Annotated in this window: 14 protein-coding genes; 4 read left to right on the top strand and 10 right to left on the bottom strand. The window is 62.7% G+C overall.

Features of this window, described 5'->3' with window-relative positions; translation table 11 throughout:
* Position 1: 1 nt before the first annotated feature.
* The 6 genes from pcaH to pcaR form a co-directional block, all read right to left on the bottom strand.
* The gene (gene pcaH / locus C4K38_RS06805; RefSeq protein ID WP_053277740.1) at positions 2–706 is read right to left on the bottom strand and encodes a protocatechuate 3,4-dioxygenase subunit beta; all 705 of its coding nucleotides are present in this window, start codon (positions 704–706) and stop codon (positions 2–4) included.
* Between the two features lie 29 nt (positions 707–735).
* The gene (gene pcaF, locus C4K38_RS06800; RefSeq protein ID WP_172667003.1) at positions 736–1,941 is read right to left on the bottom strand and encodes a 3-oxoadipyl-CoA thiolase; all 1,206 of its coding nucleotides are present in this window, start codon (positions 1,939–1,941) and stop codon (positions 736–738) included.
* Positions 1,938–2,720: a CoA-transferase subunit beta gene (locus C4K38_RS06795; RefSeq protein ID WP_172833204.1), complete on the bottom strand. Its 783-nt coding sequence runs from the start codon at positions 2,718–2,720 to the stop codon at positions 1,938–1,940. Before C4K38_RS06795 ends, pcaF begins: the two co-directional genes overlap by 4 nt.
* Positions 2,717–3,574: a CoA transferase subunit A gene (locus C4K38_RS06790; protein ID WP_009047400.1), complete on the bottom strand. Its 858-nt coding sequence runs from the start codon at positions 3,572–3,574 to the stop codon at positions 2,717–2,719. Before C4K38_RS06790 ends, C4K38_RS06795 begins: the two co-directional genes overlap by 4 nt.
* Positions 3,575–3,882: 308 nt before the next feature.
* Positions 3,883–5,229: a 4-hydroxybenzoate transporter PcaK gene (gene pcaK, locus C4K38_RS06785; protein ID WP_053277739.1), complete on the bottom strand. Its 1,347-nt coding sequence runs from the start codon at positions 5,227–5,229 to the stop codon at positions 3,883–3,885.
* A 309-nt stretch (positions 5,230–5,538) separates the two neighbouring features.
* Positions 5,539–6,381, bottom strand: a complete 843-nt coding sequence (gene pcaR, locus C4K38_RS06780; RefSeq protein WP_025806753.1) for a pca regulon transcriptional regulator PcaR — start codon at positions 6,379–6,381, stop codon at positions 5,539–5,541.
* Between the two features lie 641 nt (positions 6,382–7,022).
* Here pcaR and C4K38_RS06775 point away from each other — a divergent pair.
* Together C4K38_RS06775 and C4K38_RS06770 are read left to right on the top strand one after the other, a co-directional pair.
* The gene (locus C4K38_RS06775) at positions 7,023–7,223 is read left to right on the top strand and encodes a hypothetical protein (RefSeq protein WP_009047397.1); all 201 of its coding nucleotides are present in this window, start codon (positions 7,023–7,025) and stop codon (positions 7,221–7,223) included.
* Positions 7,224–7,576: 353 nt separating this feature from the next.
* Positions 7,577–9,052 carry an inorganic phosphate transporter gene (locus C4K38_RS06770; protein ID WP_053277738.1) on the top strand — a complete coding sequence of 492 codons (1,476 nt, stop codon included), beginning with the start codon at positions 7,577–7,579 and terminating at the stop codon, positions 9,050–9,052.
* Between the two features lie 266 nt (positions 9,053–9,318).
* Here C4K38_RS06770 and ccoM read toward each other — a convergent pair whose 3' ends face one another.
* The 3 genes from ccoM to C4K38_RS06765 all read right to left on the bottom strand — a co-directional run bounded on the left by ccoM (position 9,319) and on the right by C4K38_RS06765 (position 10,315).
* Positions 9,319–9,435, bottom strand: a complete 117-nt coding sequence (gene ccoM, locus C4K38_RS32690) for a cytochrome c oxidase subunit CcoM (protein ID WP_007926603.1) — start codon at positions 9,433–9,435, stop codon at positions 9,319–9,321.
* 145 nt (positions 9,436–9,580) lie between these two features.
* Entirely contained in the window at positions 9,581–9,739 is a 159-nt protein-coding gene (locus C4K38_RS32255) for a hypothetical protein (RefSeq protein ID WP_164485749.1), read from the bottom strand.
* Between the two features lie 228 nt (positions 9,740–9,967).
* A complete protein-coding gene (locus C4K38_RS06765; RefSeq protein ID WP_053277736.1) occupies positions 9,968–10,315 on the bottom strand; it encodes a hypothetical protein in 348 nt (115 codons plus the stop codon).
* A gap of 219 nt (positions 10,316–10,534) precedes the next feature.
* Here C4K38_RS06765 and rapA point away from each other — a divergent pair, with 219 nt between their 5' ends.
* The gene (gene rapA, locus C4K38_RS06760; RefSeq protein ID WP_025806749.1) at positions 10,535–13,381 is read left to right on the top strand and encodes an RNA polymerase-associated protein RapA; all 2,847 of its coding nucleotides are present in this window, start codon (positions 10,535–10,537) and stop codon (positions 13,379–13,381) included.
* A gap of 160 nt (positions 13,382–13,541) precedes the next feature.
* Here rapA and C4K38_RS06755 read toward each other — a convergent pair whose 3' ends face one another.
* On the bottom strand, positions 13,542–14,888 hold the full coding sequence (locus tag C4K38_RS06755; protein WP_053277735.1) for a spinster family MFS transporter: 1,347 nt from the start codon (positions 14,886–14,888) through the stop codon (positions 13,542–13,544).
* A gap of 337 nt (positions 14,889–15,225) precedes the next feature.
* Here C4K38_RS06755 and C4K38_RS06750 point away from each other — a divergent pair, with 337 nt between their 5' ends.
* Positions 15,226–15,585 (top strand): YkgJ family cysteine cluster protein, encoded by a 360-nt coding sequence (locus C4K38_RS06750; RefSeq protein ID WP_038581620.1) that lies wholly within the window; start codon positions 15,226–15,228, stop codon positions 15,583–15,585.
* Positions 15,586–15,698: the final 113 nt, after the last annotated feature.

The raw sequence follows: 15,698 nt of genomic DNA, 5'->3' as shown, positions 1-15,698 counted from the left end.
CTTATTTCTCCATCGGCGTGGCATCGCGGCCGCGCAAGACGATGTCCCAACGGTAGCCGAGGGCGTAGGACGGAATGGTTTTCTCCAGGTCGAAGCTGGCGATCAGGCGTTCCTTGGCGCTGGTGTCCGGCACGCAGTTGTAGATCGGGTCATAGGCCAGCAGCGGGTCGCCGGGGAAATACATCTGGGTCACCAGGCGCGTGAGGATGCTCGGCCCGAACAGCGAGAAGTGGATATGCGCCGGACGCCAGGCGTTGTGGTGGTTACCCCAGGGATAGGCGCCGGGCTTGATGGTCTGGAACTGGTACCAGCCATCGGCGTCGGTGACAGTGCGCCCGGTGCCGGTGAAGTTCGGGTCCAGCGGCGCATCGTGCAGGTCACGGTCGTGGTTGTAGCGACCGGCGGCGTTGGCCTGCCAGATCTCCACCAGGATCCCCGGCACCGGCAGGCCGTTCTCGTCCAGCACCCGGCCGTGGATGATGATGCGTTCGCCCTGGGGCTCGCCGGCATGCTGGGCGGTCAGGTCGTTATCCTTGTCCTGCAGGTAATCGGCGCCGATGGTCGGGCCGGTGATTTCCGACAGCGAATGGGGCAGGAACACCAGCGGCTTGGACGGCGAGCGGGTGTTGGTGGATTTGTAGGCCGGGTGCAGGTACTCAGGCTGAGTACCTGGTTGCGGGCGCCGGTAACCGGGCTTGTCGGTCATGCTCGATCCTCGTTCTTGTAAGAAGCGCGTCAGACGCGCTCAATGGCCAATGCCAGGCCCTGGCCGACACCCACACACATGGTCGCCAGGCCTTTCTTGCCACCGGTTTTTTCCAGGTGGTGCAGCGCGGTCAATACCAGGCGCGCGCCGCTCATGCCCAGTGGGTGGCCAAGGGCGATGGCACCGCCGTTGGGGTTGACCTGTGGCGCGTCGTCCGCCAGTCCCAGTTCGCGCAACACCGCCAGGCCCTGGCTAGCGAAGGCTTCGTTGAGTTCGATCACATCAAAATCGCTGACCGCCACGCCCAGGCGTTCGGTCAACTTGCGCACCGCCGGCACCGGGCCGATGCCCATCACCCGTGGCGCGACGCCGGCGCTGGCCATGCCCAGCACTCGGGCACGGGCAGTCAGACCGTGCTTTTTCACCGCCTCGGCCGACGCCAGGATCAGCGCCGCCGCCCCATCGTTGACACCCGAGGCGTTGCCGGCGGTGACGGTCTTGTCCGGGCCGTTGACCGGCTTGAGTTTGCTCAGGGTTTCCAGCGAGGTATCGGCCCGCGGATGTTCGTCCTGTTCTACAACGGTCTCGCCCTTCTTGTGGACGATACGCACCGGGACGATTTCCTCGGCGAAGAACCCGGCGGCCTGCGCCGCGGCGGTACGCTGCTGGCTGCGCAGGGCGAACGCGTCCTGGTCGGCGCGCGACACCTGATAGTCATCGGCGACGTTGTCGGCGGTTTGCGGCATGGCATCCACGCCGTACTGGGCCTTCATCAGCGGGTTGATGAAACGCCAGCCGATGGTGGTGTCTTCCAGCTTCATGTTGCGCGAAAAGGCGGTGTCGGCCTTGCCCATGACAAAGGGCGCGCGGGACATCGACTCGACGCCGCCAGCGATGGCCAGCTCCATCTCGCCGCTGGCGATGGCGCGGAAGGCGGTGCCGATGGCATCCATGCCCGAAGCGCACAGGCGGTTGAGGGTCACGCCCGGAATGGTTTCCGGCAGCCCGGCCAGCAGCAGCGCCATGCGCGCCACGTTGCGATTGTCTTCGCCGGCCTGGTTGGCGCAGCCGAGGAACACCTCGTCCACCGCGCTCCAGTCCACCGACGGGTTGCGCTCGATCAGCGCCTTGATCGGCGCAGCGGCCAGGTCGTCGGCACGGACGGTCGACAGGCCGCCACCAAAGCGGCCGATGGGGGTACGAATGGCGTCACAGATAAACACTTCGCGCATCAGGCTTCTCCCGGGGTTTGACCATGGGCCGCGGCGGTGCGGGCTTCCAGGTCGCGCAGGGCGGTCAATTCGATCTCGGTCGGCGCGGCGGTTTCCGCGACCTGGTCGGCGAAACGGATCGCCCAGCCGGTGGCGGCGACCACCTGCTCGCGGGTCACGCCCGGGTGCAGCGAGGTGACCACGAACTCATGGGTACCGGCTTCGGGCTCCATGATGCACAGGTCGGTGATGATCCCCACCGGCCCGGCCCCTGGCAGGCCCAGGCGTTTGCGCGAATCGCCGCCTTCGCCGTGACCGACCGAGGTGATGAAGTCGAGTTTGTCGACAAAGGAACGCGACGACTGCTTGAGGATGATCAGCACGCTCTTGGCCGAGCCGGCGATCTCCGGCGCACCGCCAGCACCTGGCAGGCGGACTTTCGGCTGGTGGTAGTCGCCGACCACCGTGGTGTTGATGTTGCCGAAACGGTCGACCTGGGCGGCGCCGAGGAAACCGACGTCGATACGCCCGCCTTGCAGCCAGTAGCGGAAGATCTCGCCGGTCGGCACCACGGTGTCCGCGGTCTCGGCCAGTTCGCCGTCACCGATGGACAGCGGCAGCACGCTAGGCTTGGCGCCGATCGGGCCGGATTCATAGATCAGCACCACGTCCGGCGACGAGGTCAGGCGCGCCAGGTTGGCGGCCTTGGACGGCAGGCCAATCCCGACAAAACACACCGAGCCGTTCTGCAGACGGCGGGCGGCGGCAACGGTCATCATTTCATTGGTGGAGTAAGTCATTATTTGGCCCCCGTTGCTGCGGCCAGCTTGGCCTGGAATTCGCTGAAGTCGGCGCTGCCGCGGATGTATTCGTTGATCCAGGCGGTGAAGGTTTCACGGTCGCGGGCGATCGGGTCCCAGGCCTGGTAGAAGATGTTGTCGCGCTCGGTGTAACCGTGGGCGTAGGACGGATGGGCGCCGCCCGGTACGTGGCAGACCGCGCTCAGGGCCCAGGTCGGCAGCACGCAGGCGTTCATCGGGGCGTTCAGGTCGTCGACGATTTCTTCCACGGTGACGATGCAGCGTTTGGCGGCCAGGGCTGCCTCCTTCTGCACGCCGAGGATGCCCCACAGCAGCACGTTGCCCTTGCGGTCGGCTTTCTGCGCATGGATCACGGTGACGTCAGGGCGTACCGATGGCACTGCCGCCAGCACTTCACCGGTGAATGGGCAGGTCACGCTCTTGATCAGCGGGTTGACCTTAGGCAGGTCGGAGCCGGCATAAGCGCGCAAGACCGCGAATGGCAGGCCAGAGGCGCCCGCCACGTAGGCATTGGCCAGGTCGGCGTGGCTGTGTTCTTCGATTTCCAGGGCATGGGGCCATTGCTTCTCGACCGCGTCCCGCAGGCGATGCAGGGAACCCACGCCCGGGTTGCCGCCCCAGGAGAAAATCAGCTTGCGGGCACAACCGGCACCGATCAACTGGTCGTAGATCAGATCAGGGGTCATCCGTACCAGGGTCAGGTCTTTTTTGCCCTGGCGAATGATTTCGTGACCCGCGGCCGTAGGGATCAGGTGGGTGAAGCCTTCGAGCGCGACGGTATCGCCGTCGTTGACGAACTGCTTCACCGCGTCGTGCAGCGAAAGGATTTCAGCCATGGAGGGATCTCCCGATTGTTATTGAGCGACTGGAAGAAAAAGGCGCATGGAATGCTGCCTGAGTGACTGAAGATTAAGCCGGGGGAAAAACCCAAACAATCCGATAATCGACTGAGCGTTCGTTTATCGAACGGATTGTTGTCTGACTATCGATTGCGCTGCAGCCGCTGCCGCAGGCTGCGATAAGGCCGAAGGCCTTCAGCGATCCAAAGATCTTCGCGACCGTTCTCCGAACGCGGCCCGGGTCGATCGCAGCCTGCGGCAGCGGCTACAGGTATTCAGCGCTCCCTTCAGGAGCGCTCATTCGCTCAGGTCGCATCCGCATGGCTGACCATGCCCTTGATCACCACCGCCGTGGTCGCCAGCGCCGCCGGGATCACCAGCGCGGTCAGCACCTGCTCGAAGTTCCAGCCCAGCCCCAGCAGCGTGGCGCCCATCCAGGCCCCGAGGATTGCCCCGAAGCGACCGATGCCGAGCATCCACGACACGCCAGTGGCGCGGCCCTGGGTCGGATAGAAGCGCGCGGCCAGGGACGGCATCGCCGACTGCGCACCGTTGACGCACATGCCGGCGACCAGTACCAGAGTCGCCAGCAAGGTGATGTTGCCCAGGCTTTGCCCGACCGCGTAGGCGAAGACCCCGGCCAGCAGGTAGAAGGTGCCGATGACCTTGTGCGGGTTGAAGCGGTCCATGGCCCAGCCCACCGCCACGGCGCTGAGTACCCCACCGAACTGGAACAGCGCGCCGATAAAGGCCGCCTGCTCCATGCTCGCGCCGCTGTCGCGCATCAGGGTCGGCAGCCAGCTGGTCAGCAGGTACACGATCACCAGCCCCATGAAATAGGTCAGCCACAACAGCAAGGTGCCAGCGCTGTAGGTGCCGGAGAAAATCACCGCAAACACGTTGCGCGCCTTCACCGTCTTCTGTTCCGGCACGCTGAAGCTCGCGGCCTGGCCGACCGTGCCTGGCTCGATTGGCGCCAGGGCCTTGCGCACCTTGTCGGTGCCACGATTACGCACCACCAGGTAACGCGCCGACTCCGGCAGCCAGGCCAGCAACACCACTGCCAGGATCAGCGGCAGGACCCCGCCGATCAGCAGCAGGCTGTGCCAGCCGAACGCCGGAATCAGCTTGGCGGAAATGAAACCGCCGCCGGCCATGCCCAGGTTGAAACCACAGAACATGCTGGTTACCAGCAACGACTTGTGGCGTTCGGGGGTGTACTCGGAGAGCAGCGTGGTGGCATTCGGCATGCCGGCGCCCAGACCCAGGCCGGTGAGGAAACGCAGTACCAGCAACTGGTCGACATTGCTGCTGTAGGCCGACGCCAGGCTGAAGGCCCCGAACAGCAGCACCGCCCCCACCAGCACCACTTTGCGCCCGAAGCGGTCAGCCAGCGGGCCGGAGCCCAGCGCCCCGAACACCATGCCGATCAGCGCCGCACTCATTACCGGGCCGAGGCTGGCGCGATCGATACCCCAATCCTGGGACAGCGCCGGCGCGATAAAGCCCATGGCCGCGGTATCGAGGCCATCGAGGAAGACAATCAGGAAACACAGGATCACCACCCGCCACTGATAGCGCGACAGCGGCTGGGCATTGATAAAGGACTGCACGTCGAGGCAGTTCCCTACAGCGGATTGAGGCTGGTTCATTATTTTTATTCCACGCGAAAAACGCAGGCGAACAGGTGCCAGCCAGGGCTGGTCGGTTCAGATCGAAAAGGGTCTTGCGGGATCAGGCCATCGGCAGGCGAAGGCAGGATAAAGGGGCGCGGCTGGACGCGCGGGCGATGCTCATGGGGGTTGGCCTCTTCATTATTATGGGGTCGCCACACGACCATTGGAGAGGCAGAGCTCCAATGGCCGGATGACGCTGCCGCGACATTAATGAGGCAAGGGAAAGAGCGTCAATTAAGCAAGCGCGTATCTGTGCGTTTATCGAACAGCTTAAGCAGGCAGCCTTCAAGCGAACAATTGGGCGCTGAGGTCGCGACTGGCGCTGAGCAGGCCCGGCAAAAAGCGCTGCTCCAGCTCGGCACGGCTGACGCGGCCGGCATGGGTACTGACGTTGAGCGCGGCCAGCACCTGGCCCGAGGCGTCGTACACCGGTACGGCGATGGAGCGCAGGCCTTGCTCCAGTTCCTGATCGACGATGCACCAGCCCTGCTGCCTGACCTGTTGCAGGCATTCGAGCAGCGCCTCCGGCGTGTGCAGGGTACGACTGGTCTTGGCTTGCAGGTCGGCATGGTCGAGGTATTCGCGCAACGAAGCGTCATCCAGCGCCGCCAGCAGGATCCGGCCCATGGATGTGCAGTAGGCCGGCAGGCGCCCACCGACCGAGAGATCGACCGAGATCAGGCGCTGGGTGGTGGCCGAACGGGCGATGTACAGAATGTCGTCGCCTTCCAGGGTGGCCATGTTGCAGGCTTCGTGCAGTTGCTCGCTCATGCGGTCCAGGTAAGGCTGGGCCGACACCGCCAGCGGCGTGGAAGACAGATAGGCGTGCCCCAGCGTCAGCACCTTGGGCAGCAACGAATAGGTCCGGCCGTCGGTGGTGGCGTAACCGAGCTTGATCAAGGTGTGCAGGCAGCGGCGCACGGCGGCACGGGGAATCTCCGTGCGATGGCTGATCTGGGCGATGGTCAGATGGCGCTTGCGCTCCTGAAAGGCCTGGACCACTGCCAGGCCGCGAGCCAGAGAGGTCATGAAATCCGGATCCCCCGTCAGCGCCTGAATCCGCTTGGCCGGCGAAGCGACAATCGGTGGCGCGGCGGAAGCGAAGGAATTACGCAATTGATCGTTCATTTCAGGTTCTCTGCGACGGAAGTCTGGCTTATTACAAGCCGTACTGGAAAGGATGCACAAGCCTGCACGGCCAACATTGGGCGATTATCGAACCGTCGACCGGTAATCGCAATCCATCCCGGGAGCGCTGCCTGCCCGACGCGACTTTTTTCCGCCGCCAATAAAACTCTCATGCCATGTGTTAGTTCGTGCAACTTGTCAGGCCTTGTTACAGAACTGCTGGATGACCACTCTCGTCATCCGGATTAAAACTTTCGTGTAACAAAACCCTGATATCAAGTTGATGATTTTTAACTTATTGCCGATAGAGTTATTCATGGCCGCCGCTATAATGAGTAGAGTGATCACCGACGCTTTTCTGCATTCGGCAGTATCATCAGGTGCGTCCAGGTAAGTGACGCTTCCTGCAGCAAGCGCTTGACGCTCATTCCAATATGCCCGGCCAATGCGTTTGCAAAAAAGAAACTGTTGCTACGACAGCTGTTCTTATCCGGTGGCGTGGCCGCATGCAACAAGAAGCGGTTTAGCGAACCCCATCGCACTCCTGGCTCCGTTAATCGAGGCGGGTACGCGGCGGTTTGATAAACCCGATCGAGGCAATGCGTATCGCCGGAATTATCTCAACTCAATTAGGTAACACTGTGACGAAAGACGAACTGCGCGCGGAACTTGAGCGCCAGGAACAACGTTACAAGGAAGTTTACGGAGGCGAAGTCACCACCTACGCCGCCCAGCCTGAACCGGAACGCAAACCTTGGCGCAAGCGCGCCAGCATTCTCGACCAGGCATTTACCCAAGAACTGCAAAAGATGGAAAAAGAGCTCAAGGCAGAACAGCCGTGATGCTGTTCGCCTGAAGCTTTCGCATTGCTCGGTGCCCTTGCGGATTAATGCCGATCGCAAGGCCGGGCAGGTGCCAGCCGCATAGCAGCGAATGGGCCTCAAGGACTCAAAAAGTGTCATGGAACTGAAATTTCATACAAGCGTTTGAGACGTTTGGCTGAGCATTGCGCCCCTGACCTTGAGGATGAGCCCCAGTAAAATCAATGGCTTGCCCATGCCCCGAAAAAAGGCATGGCCATTGGCCTGCCTCCGGTTTTTTCGTTGAAGAATGTTACCAACCAGCACCTAGTGCATCGATTACCAGGGTTTTCTGGCATAATCGCGCCCCCTTATGACCGGGTCAGAAAACCTTCATGATCGATTTATTCAGCGGACTGGATGCTTGGGTGCTTGTGAGCCTCTTGCTCGCCCTGGCTTTTGTCCTCGCCTACGAGTTCATCAACGGCTTTCATGACACCGCAAATGCGGTTGCCACTGTTATCTACACCAAAGCCATGCCGCCGCACCTGGCCGTATTCTTTTCCGGTGTATTCAATTTCCTCGGTGTGCTGCTGGGCGGCGTCGGCGTGGCCTATGCCATCGTCCATCTGCTGCCGGTCGAGCTGCTGATCAATGTCAACACCGGCCACGGCCTGGCCATGGTCTTCTCGTTGCTGGCCGCGGCCATCACCTGGAACCTGGGCACCTGGTACTTCGGTATTCCCGCCTCCAGCTCCCACACCCTGATCGGTTCGATCCTCGGCGTCGGCCTGGCCAATGCCCTGCTCAACGACATCCCGCTGGGCGATGGCGTGAACTGGCAGAAGGCGATCGACATCGGTGCTTCCCTGGTGTTCTCGCCAATGGCCGGCTTCCTGATCGCCGCCCTGGTGCTGATCGGCCTGAAGTGGTGGCGCCCGATCTCGAAGATGCACAAGACCCCGGAAGACCGCCGCAAGATCGACGACAAGAAACACCCGCCCTTCTGGAACCGCCTGGTCCTGGTGATCTCGGCCATGGCCGTGAGCTTCGTGCACGGCTCCAATGATGGCCAGAAAGGCATCGGCCTGATCATGCTGGTACTGATAGGTATCGTGCCCGCACAGTTCGTGCTCGACCTGAACAGCACCACCTACCAGATCGAACGTACTCGCGACGCTACCCTGCACCTGAGCCAGTTCTATCAGCGCAACCAGGACTCCCTGGGCGAGTTCCTGGCCCTGGGCAAAAGCGTGAAAGACGACCTGCCAGGCAAGTTCCGCTGCAACCCGCAGCAGACCGAACCGACCATCGAGGCGCTGCTGGGCACCCTCAAGGGCGTTGCCGATTACCACTCGCTGCCGGCCGAAAGCCGCATCGAAGTGCGTCGCTACCTGCTCTGCCTGGATGACACCGCGAAGAAAGTCGGCAAGCTGCCGAACCTCGCGGCCCGTGAAAAGGCTGACCTGGACAAGCTGCGCAAAGACCTGACCGCCACCACCGAATACGCGCCGTTCTGGGTGATCCTGGCCGTGGCTCTGGCCCTTGGCCTGGGGACCATGATCGGCTGGAAACGTGTGGTACAGACCATCGGTGAGAAGATCGGCAAGCAAGGCATGACCTATGCCCAGGGCATGTCGGCGCAAATCACCGCCGCTGGCCTGATCGGCATGGCCAATATCTTCAGCCTGCCGGTATCGACCACCCACGTGCTGTCTTCGGGTGTGGCCGGGACCATGGTCGCCAACAAAAGCGGCCTGCAAAGCGGCACCGTGCGCACCATCCTGCTGGCCTGGGTGCTGACCCTGCCGGCGACCGTGGCGCTGTCGGCCGGCCTGTTCTGGCTGGCCTCGAAAGCCCTCGGGACCTGATTCGCTCAGCCCGCGACAAAAAAGGTGCGCCCCTCGGGTCGCACCTTTTTTATGCCTGAAAGAAATGATCGGCTTCTGTAGGAGCGAGGCTTGCTCGCGATGGGCGGCAAGGCAGCCCTGAAACCTGGTTCCGCGTTCTACCTGGAGACCTGTATCGCGCAAACGGACGCCATCGCGGGCAAGCCTCGCTCCTACAAAACACGCAGGCAAAAAAAAGGGCAACCGAAGTTGCCCAAAATGCCTTGCGTGCTCGTTACCGGAAAGACTTAAGGTTTTTTGCGTTTATGCGCATCTTTCCAGATGAAAAATCCAAACCCAGCGAAAAACAGAACCATGAGGCCGACAGTCAGCACTCCGGCGATCACCACATTGTCGAAAAACATGACTGGCCTCCTGCTCTTGCCCTGTTGCGATGGGGCTAAGTTAACCAAAGAGGCGGCGGGGAAAATTGACCGGGGTCAATGGTCGCCCACGACAGGACGACAGGGAGGGGAAATAACTGACTTACATCAACAGATCGCGCCCGGTTCAGCGCTTTTTCGGCTTTTTCGGCTTCTTCTTCGGCTTGCCCAGGGGCATTGCCTGCTCGAATGCCTGGCGCACTTCATTCAGGCGCTTTTCCTTCAAGTCATGCACACGCTTGGTACGTTCGGCGTTCAGGTCGATCAGATTGTCGTCTTGGCTCATGGCGTTGGCTTGCATCATTCAGGTCAATGTCGACCGGAGCCTCTATATATAGATAGCGCGGCTACGGCCCTTGCGGGTTTGCCAATAATGCGGCGTGACGCGGCGGCTGACCAGTGATCGGCAGCTATTGAGCGCAATTAAAGGTGGAGGTCCGCCGCTTGACCAGCATCGCGCGGATTGCGGCGTGTGACTCCTCGTCCTGCTGTTGCAGGCATTAAAGAGCGGTATCTAGACCTCGACGTCGACCCACAGCCCCTGGCGTGGCGCGTCCTCGATCAGCGGCACCACCGGCACGGTGTTGTCGGCATTCAACTCGTCCCCGGGCACCGCCAGGTGCAGTTCGGGATCGTCCTCGGCTTCGGCTTCGCGCTGGCGTTTGTGTTTTTGCTGCTGGCGCTGCTGCTCTTCCCGCAGCAGCAGCGCCGACTGTTCGGCATCGCGCTTTTGCAGGTCGATGGTGCTTTCGTTGGAACTCTGTTGCACCGGTACCACCGGCGGGATATCCGGGCGCGGCCGGATCGGATCCTGCTGGGAGGTCACGGGCACGGCACTCAAGGGCAACATCGGGGGCAGCATATTATTGGTCTCCTGTCGGCAGGCTGTCGGCTGCTGCGGGGGCGACTTGAGCCATCGGTCGCAAACTTGTGACCCAGTCGTCACCCGATAGTGCCCCGAGCCCCGACAAATGCGCCCGATACGCTACCTTCCAGCGTAGTTGTTTTTGTTAGAGTCCTTTGGCCTGAGGGCGCCGATCCGTTAACATAGTCGGCTTTTTCAAGGCGGGAGTCAGGCAGCATGGCGCAGCAGTATCAACCGGGGCAACGCTGGATTAGTGACAGCGAAGCCGAGCTAGGTCTAGGCACCGTTCTGGCACAGGACGGCCGCTTGCTGACCGTGCTCTATCCGGCCACTGGCGACACTCGCCAGTATGCGCTACGGAATGCGCCCCTCACTCGCGTGAGGTTTTCCCCGGGTGACACCATCACCCATTTCGAAGGCTGGAAAATGACCGTGCGCGAAGTCGACGACGTCGACGGCCTGCTGGTCTACCACGGCCTCAACGGGCAGAACGAAGTCGTTACCCTGCCGGAAACCCAACTCTCGAACTTCATCCAGTTCCGTCTGGCCAGCGACCGTCTGTTCGCCGGGCAGATCGACCCGCTGGCCTGGTTCTCCCTGCGTTACCACACCCTGGAACACACCAGCCGCCAGCTGCAATCGTCGCTGTGGGGCCTGGGTGGCGTACGCGCCCAGCCGATCGCCCACCAGTTGCACATTGCCCGCGAAGTCGCCGACCGTATCGCACCGCGGGTTCTCTTGGCGGACGAAGTGGGCCTGGGCAAGACCATCGAAGCCGGCCTGGTGATCCATCGCCAGCTGCTGTCGGGCCGCGCCAGCCGCGTGCTGATCCTGGTCCCGGAAAACCTGCAGCACCAGTGGCTGGTGGAAATGCGCCGGCGCTTCAACCTGCAGGTCGCGCTGTTCGACGAAGAACGTTTTATCGAAAGCGATGCCGCCAACCCCTTCGAGGACACCCAGCTCGCCCTGGTGGCCCTGGAATGGCTGGTGGACGACGAGAAGGCCCAGGACGCGCTGTTCGCCGCCGGCTGGGACCTGATGGTGGTCGACGAAGCGCACCACCTGGTGTGGCATGAAGACCAAGTCAGCCCGGAATACGCGCTGGTGGAACAGCTGGCCGAGGTGATCCCGGGCGTCCTGCTGCTCACCGCCACCCCGGAACAGCTGGGCCAGGACAGCCACTTCGCCCGTCTGCGCCTGCTCGACCCGAACCGTTTCCACGACCTGGCCGCCTTCCGCGCCGAGAGCGAAAACTATCGCCCGGTGGCCGAAGCCGTGCAGGAGCTGCTGGATAAAGGTCGCCTGTCGCCAGAAGCGCACAAGACCATCCACGGTTTCCTCGGCAACGAAGGCGAAGCCCTGCTCGCCGCCGTCAACGAAGGCGATAGCGAGGCCAGCGCGCGCCTGGTGCGCGAGCTGCTGGACCGCCACGGCACTGGCCGCGTGCTGTTCCGCAATACCCGCGCCGCGGTGCAAGGCTTCCCCGAGCGCAAGCTGCACCCGTACCCGCTGCCGTGCCCGGACGAATACCTGGAACTGCCGCTGGGCGAGCACGCCGAGCTGTACCCGGAAGTCAGCTTCCAGGCCCAGCCGGACGCCAGCGAAGAAGAGCGCTGGTGGAAATTCGACCCGCGCGTCGAGTGGCTGATCGACCAGCTGAAAATGCTCAAGCGCACCAAGGTCCTGGTGATCTGCGCCCACGCGGAAACCGCCATGGACCTGGAAGACGCGCTGCGCGTGCGTTCCGGCATCCCGGCCACGGTGTTCCACGAGGGCATGAACATCCTCGAGCGTGACCGCGCCGCCGCCTACTTCGCCGACGAAGAATTCGGCGCCCAGGTGCTGATCTGCTCGGAAATCGGCAGTGAAGGTCGCAACTTCCAGTTCGCCCACCACCTGGTGCTGTTCGATCTGCCGTCGCACCCGGACCTGCTGGAGCAGCGGATTGGTCGTCTCGACCGGATCGGCCAGAAACACGTGATCGAACTACATGTGCCGTACCTGGAAACCAGCCCGCAAGAGCGCCTGTTCCAGTGGTACCACGAAGCGCTGAACGCCTTCCTCAACACCTGCCCGACCGGCAACGCCCTGCAGCATCAGTTCGGCCCACGCCTGCTGCCGCTGCTGGAAGAAGCCGACGATGGCGAGTGGCAAGCGCTGATCGACGAGGCGCGCACCGAGCGCGAGCGTCTGGAAGACGAGCTGCACACCGGTCGCGACCGTTTGCTGGAGCTCAACTCCGGTGGCGCTGGCGAAGGCGATGCGCTGGTGGAAGCGATCCTTGAGCAGGACGATCAGTTCGCCCTGCCGATCTACATGGAAACCCTGTTCGACGCCTTCGGCATCGACAGCGAAGACCATTCGGACAACGCGCTGATCCTCAAGCCGAGCGAAAAAATGCTCGACGCCAGCTTCCCGCTGGGCGACGACGAAGGCGTGACCATCACCTACGACCGTAACCAGGCGCTGTCTCGCGAAGACATGCAGTTCATCACCTGGGAACACCCGATGGTGCAAGGCGGCATGGACCTGGTCCTGTCCGGCTCCATGGGCAACACCGCCGTGGCGCTGATCAAGAACAAGGCGCTGAAACCCGGCACCGTGTTGCTGGAACTGCTGTACGTCAGCGAGGTGGTAGCACCGCGTTCGCTGCAGTTGGGCCGCTACCTGCCACCGGCCGCCCTGCGTTGCCTGCTGGACGCCAACGGCAACGACCTGTCGGCACGCGTCGCCTTCGAGACCCTCAACGACCAGCTGGAAAGCGTGCCACGGGCCAGTGCCAACAAGTTCATCCAGGCCCAGCGCGACCAGCTGACGCCGAAGATCAACGCCGGCGAAGCGAAGATCGCCCCGCGTCACGCCGAGCGCGTGGCCGAGGCGCAACGTCGCCTGGCCGCCGACACCGACGAAGAACTGGCGCGCCTGACCGCGTTGCAAGCGGTCAACCCGACCGTGCGCGACAGCGAGCTGGTGGCCCTGCGTCAACAACGCGAACAAGGCCTGGCCATGCTTGAAAAAGCCGCGCTGCGCCTGGAAGCGATCCGGGTACTGGTAGCGGGCTGATCCCCCTGCTCTCCCGGTAAATGAAAAGGCCCGCACAATGCGGGCCTTTTTTATCGGCTTCTGTAGGAGCGAGGCTTGCCCGCGATGGGTACGACGCGTTCCATCCGGCTCACCGCGTCATCGTTCATCGCGGGCAAGCCTCGCTCCTACAAAGCACTGTTCAAGCTGCAACCGCAGCCCCCGCCGGCGCGCCCGGCACCAACCCGTCCTTCATGCGCTGCGCATCGCGCACAAAGCAGCGCGAAGCCAGGAACAGGAACAGCATGGTCAGCAGCAACGCCACCGGGATCAGGTACATGGCGTCATGCAGGCCAACCGCCTTGAACGCCTCGGTCATCTGCTCGGCCCCGGCGGCGTACATCGCCGCATGGGCGAAGTGATCGGACAGCGCCCCCACCACCACCGGCCCCAGGCCACCGCCCAACAGATACAGGCCAGCGAAGAACAGCGCCATGGCCGTGGCGCGCAGGCGTGGTTCGACCACATCCTGGATCGCCGTGTAAACGCAGGTATAGAAGTTGTAGGCGAACAGCCAGCCGACACTGAACACCGCGACGAACACCCCGATCTCGACGCGCCCGGCATGCAGGGCCCAGGCGGTGCACAGGGTCGAGACCAGCATGCTAAAGGCGGCGAACAACAACCGACCGTTGGCGACACGCTGGTGAATCTTGTCGGCGACCCAGCCCCCCAGGGTCAGCCCAAACAGGCCGGTCACCCCGACTATCACCCCGGTCGCCACCGCGGCGTCCTGCAAGGGCATCAGGAAATAACGCTGCAGCATCGGCACCAGGAACGAGTTGCAGGCATAGGTGGCGAAGTTGAAGGTCAGCCCGGCCAGCACCAGCCAGAGAAAGGTCGGGATCGCCAGCACCCGGCGGATCGGCCGGTCGACGCGCTCCTGGGAAACCTTGACGGTTTCCGCCGCCCCGCGCTTGGGCTCCTTGATGAAGAACATGAACACCGCCAGCAACAGGCCCGGCACCGCGGCGATAAAGAAGGGTGCGCGCCAGCTGTCGAAGGCCTTGACCATGGCGCCGATGGTGAAGAACGCCAGCAACAGGCCCAGGGGCAGGCCGAGCATGAAGATGCCCATGGCCCGGGCCCGGCGATGAGCCGGAAACAGGTCGCCGATCAGCGAGTTGGCGGCTGGCGCATAGCTGGCTTCGCCGATGCCGACGCCCATGCGCACGATCAGGAAACTCCAGAAACTGCCCACCAGGCCGTTGACCGCGGTCAGCCCGCTCCACACCGCCAGGCCCCAGCCCATGAGTTTGCTGCGCGAGCCGGTATCGGCCATGCGCCCTAGGGGCAGGCCGGCAATGGCATAGACGATGGTGAAGGCGGTGCCGATGATGCCGATCTGGAAGTCGCTCAGGTGCCATTCCATGCGGATCGGCTCGATGATGATGGCCGGAATGGTGCGATCGAAGAAGTTGAACAGGTTAGCCAGGAACAACAGGAACAGAATGCGCCAGGCATTCGCCGCTTGGGTCGAGTTCTGCATGGGTCGGTCTCTTTATTGTTATTCGGCCAGACGCAACCGAGCCTGGAAGTTGCAATCTAATCAGCCCCGCCGCGGTTGTCTGTAATGATTCGTAATGCTGATATCAGGCAATCCGAAGCACAGGTCGTCGACCGCGCCCGACAGCCGCCCGAACGGCGCCAGCGCCCCCGCCAAAACCGCAGCAAGCCCCCGGATACCGGGGCTAAAACCAGATTTTTCAAGGGCTTGCACAGGGCCTGAAAAATACCTCGCGCGCCCCCTTCCCAAGGCCGTTGCGAAGCCTAGAATAGCGGCCTTGCTGCCCCCCTCATCAACCTCCTCCCCTTTGAATACGCCCATGTCCGAAGCCAGTCCGTGTCTGAATTGCGGTGCCTGCTGTTCACACTTTCGTGTGTCTTTTTTCTGGGGTGAATGCGCCTCTTCCGGCGGTACGGTCCCCGACGATCTGGTGGCGTCCATCAGCCCCAGCCGGGTCGCCATGCTCGGTACCGATTGCAAGCCGACCCGCTGCACCGCGCTGACCGGCGAGGTCGGCAAGGAAGTCAGCTGTTCGATCTATCACCAGCGTTCCAGCACCTGCCGCGAGTTCGAGGCCTCCTGGGAAAATGGCCAACAGAACGTCGATTGCGACGCCGCGCGCGCGGCATTCGGGCTCGCGCCCCTGGAACCGGCGCAGTACTTCGAACAGAGCGCTTAGCTCGATTGGCTATGAGCTGAATTCCAAAATCATTTAAGTCAATTTGCCACCATCGCTCCCGTCCTCGGCTCGGCTTCCTATACTCAGCCCCATTGGCCAGCTACCCAGTGCTG

Origin of the sequence: Pseudomonas chlororaphis subsp. piscium (assembly GCF_003850345.1) — a bacterium.
In the GTDB taxonomy this organism is placed as follows: domain Bacteria; phylum Pseudomonadota; class Gammaproteobacteria; order Pseudomonadales; family Pseudomonadaceae; genus Aquipseudomonas; species Aquipseudomonas piscium.
The sequence above is the reverse complement of the archived record's forward strand: the minus strand, read 5'-3'. Positions and strand labels throughout refer to the sequence as shown.

Coding starts and splice junctions, on each gene's coding strand:
- rapA (WP_025806749.1), top strand. CDS start 10,535: ATGGCGCAGCAGTATCAACCGGGGCAACGCTGGATTAGTGACAGCGAA.
- C4K38_RS32255 (WP_164485749.1), bottom strand. CDS start 9,739: ATGAGCCAAGACGACAATCTGATCGACCTGAACGCCGAACGTACCAAG.
- C4K38_RS06755 (WP_053277735.1), bottom strand. CDS start 14,888: ATGCAGAACTCGACCCAAGCGGCGAATGCCTGGCGCATTCTGTTCCTG.
- pcaR (WP_025806753.1), bottom strand. CDS start 6,381: ATGAACGATCAATTGCGTAATTCCTTCGCTTCCGCCGCGCCACCGATT.
- C4K38_RS06750 (WP_038581620.1), top strand. CDS start 15,226: ATGTCCGAAGCCAGTCCGTGTCTGAATTGCGGTGCCTGCTGTTCACAC.
- pcaH (WP_053277740.1), bottom strand. CDS start 706: ATGACCGACAAGCCCGGTTACCGGCGCCCGCAACCAGGTACTCAGCCT.
- C4K38_RS06770 (WP_053277738.1), top strand. CDS start 7,577: ATGATCGATTTATTCAGCGGACTGGATGCTTGGGTGCTTGTGAGCCTC.
- C4K38_RS06790 (WP_009047400.1), bottom strand. CDS start 3,574: ATGGCTGAAATCCTTTCGCTGCACGACGCGGTGAAGCAGTTCGTCAAC.
- C4K38_RS06765 (WP_053277736.1), bottom strand. CDS start 10,315: ATGCTGCCCCCGATGTTGCCCTTGAGTGCCGTGCCCGTGACCTCCCAG.
- pcaK (WP_053277739.1), bottom strand. CDS start 5,229: ATGAACCAGCCTCAATCCGCTGTAGGGAACTGCCTCGACGTGCAGTCC.
- ccoM (WP_007926603.1), bottom strand. CDS start 9,435: ATGTTTTTCGACAATGTGGTGATCGCCGGAGTGCTGACTGTCGGCCTC.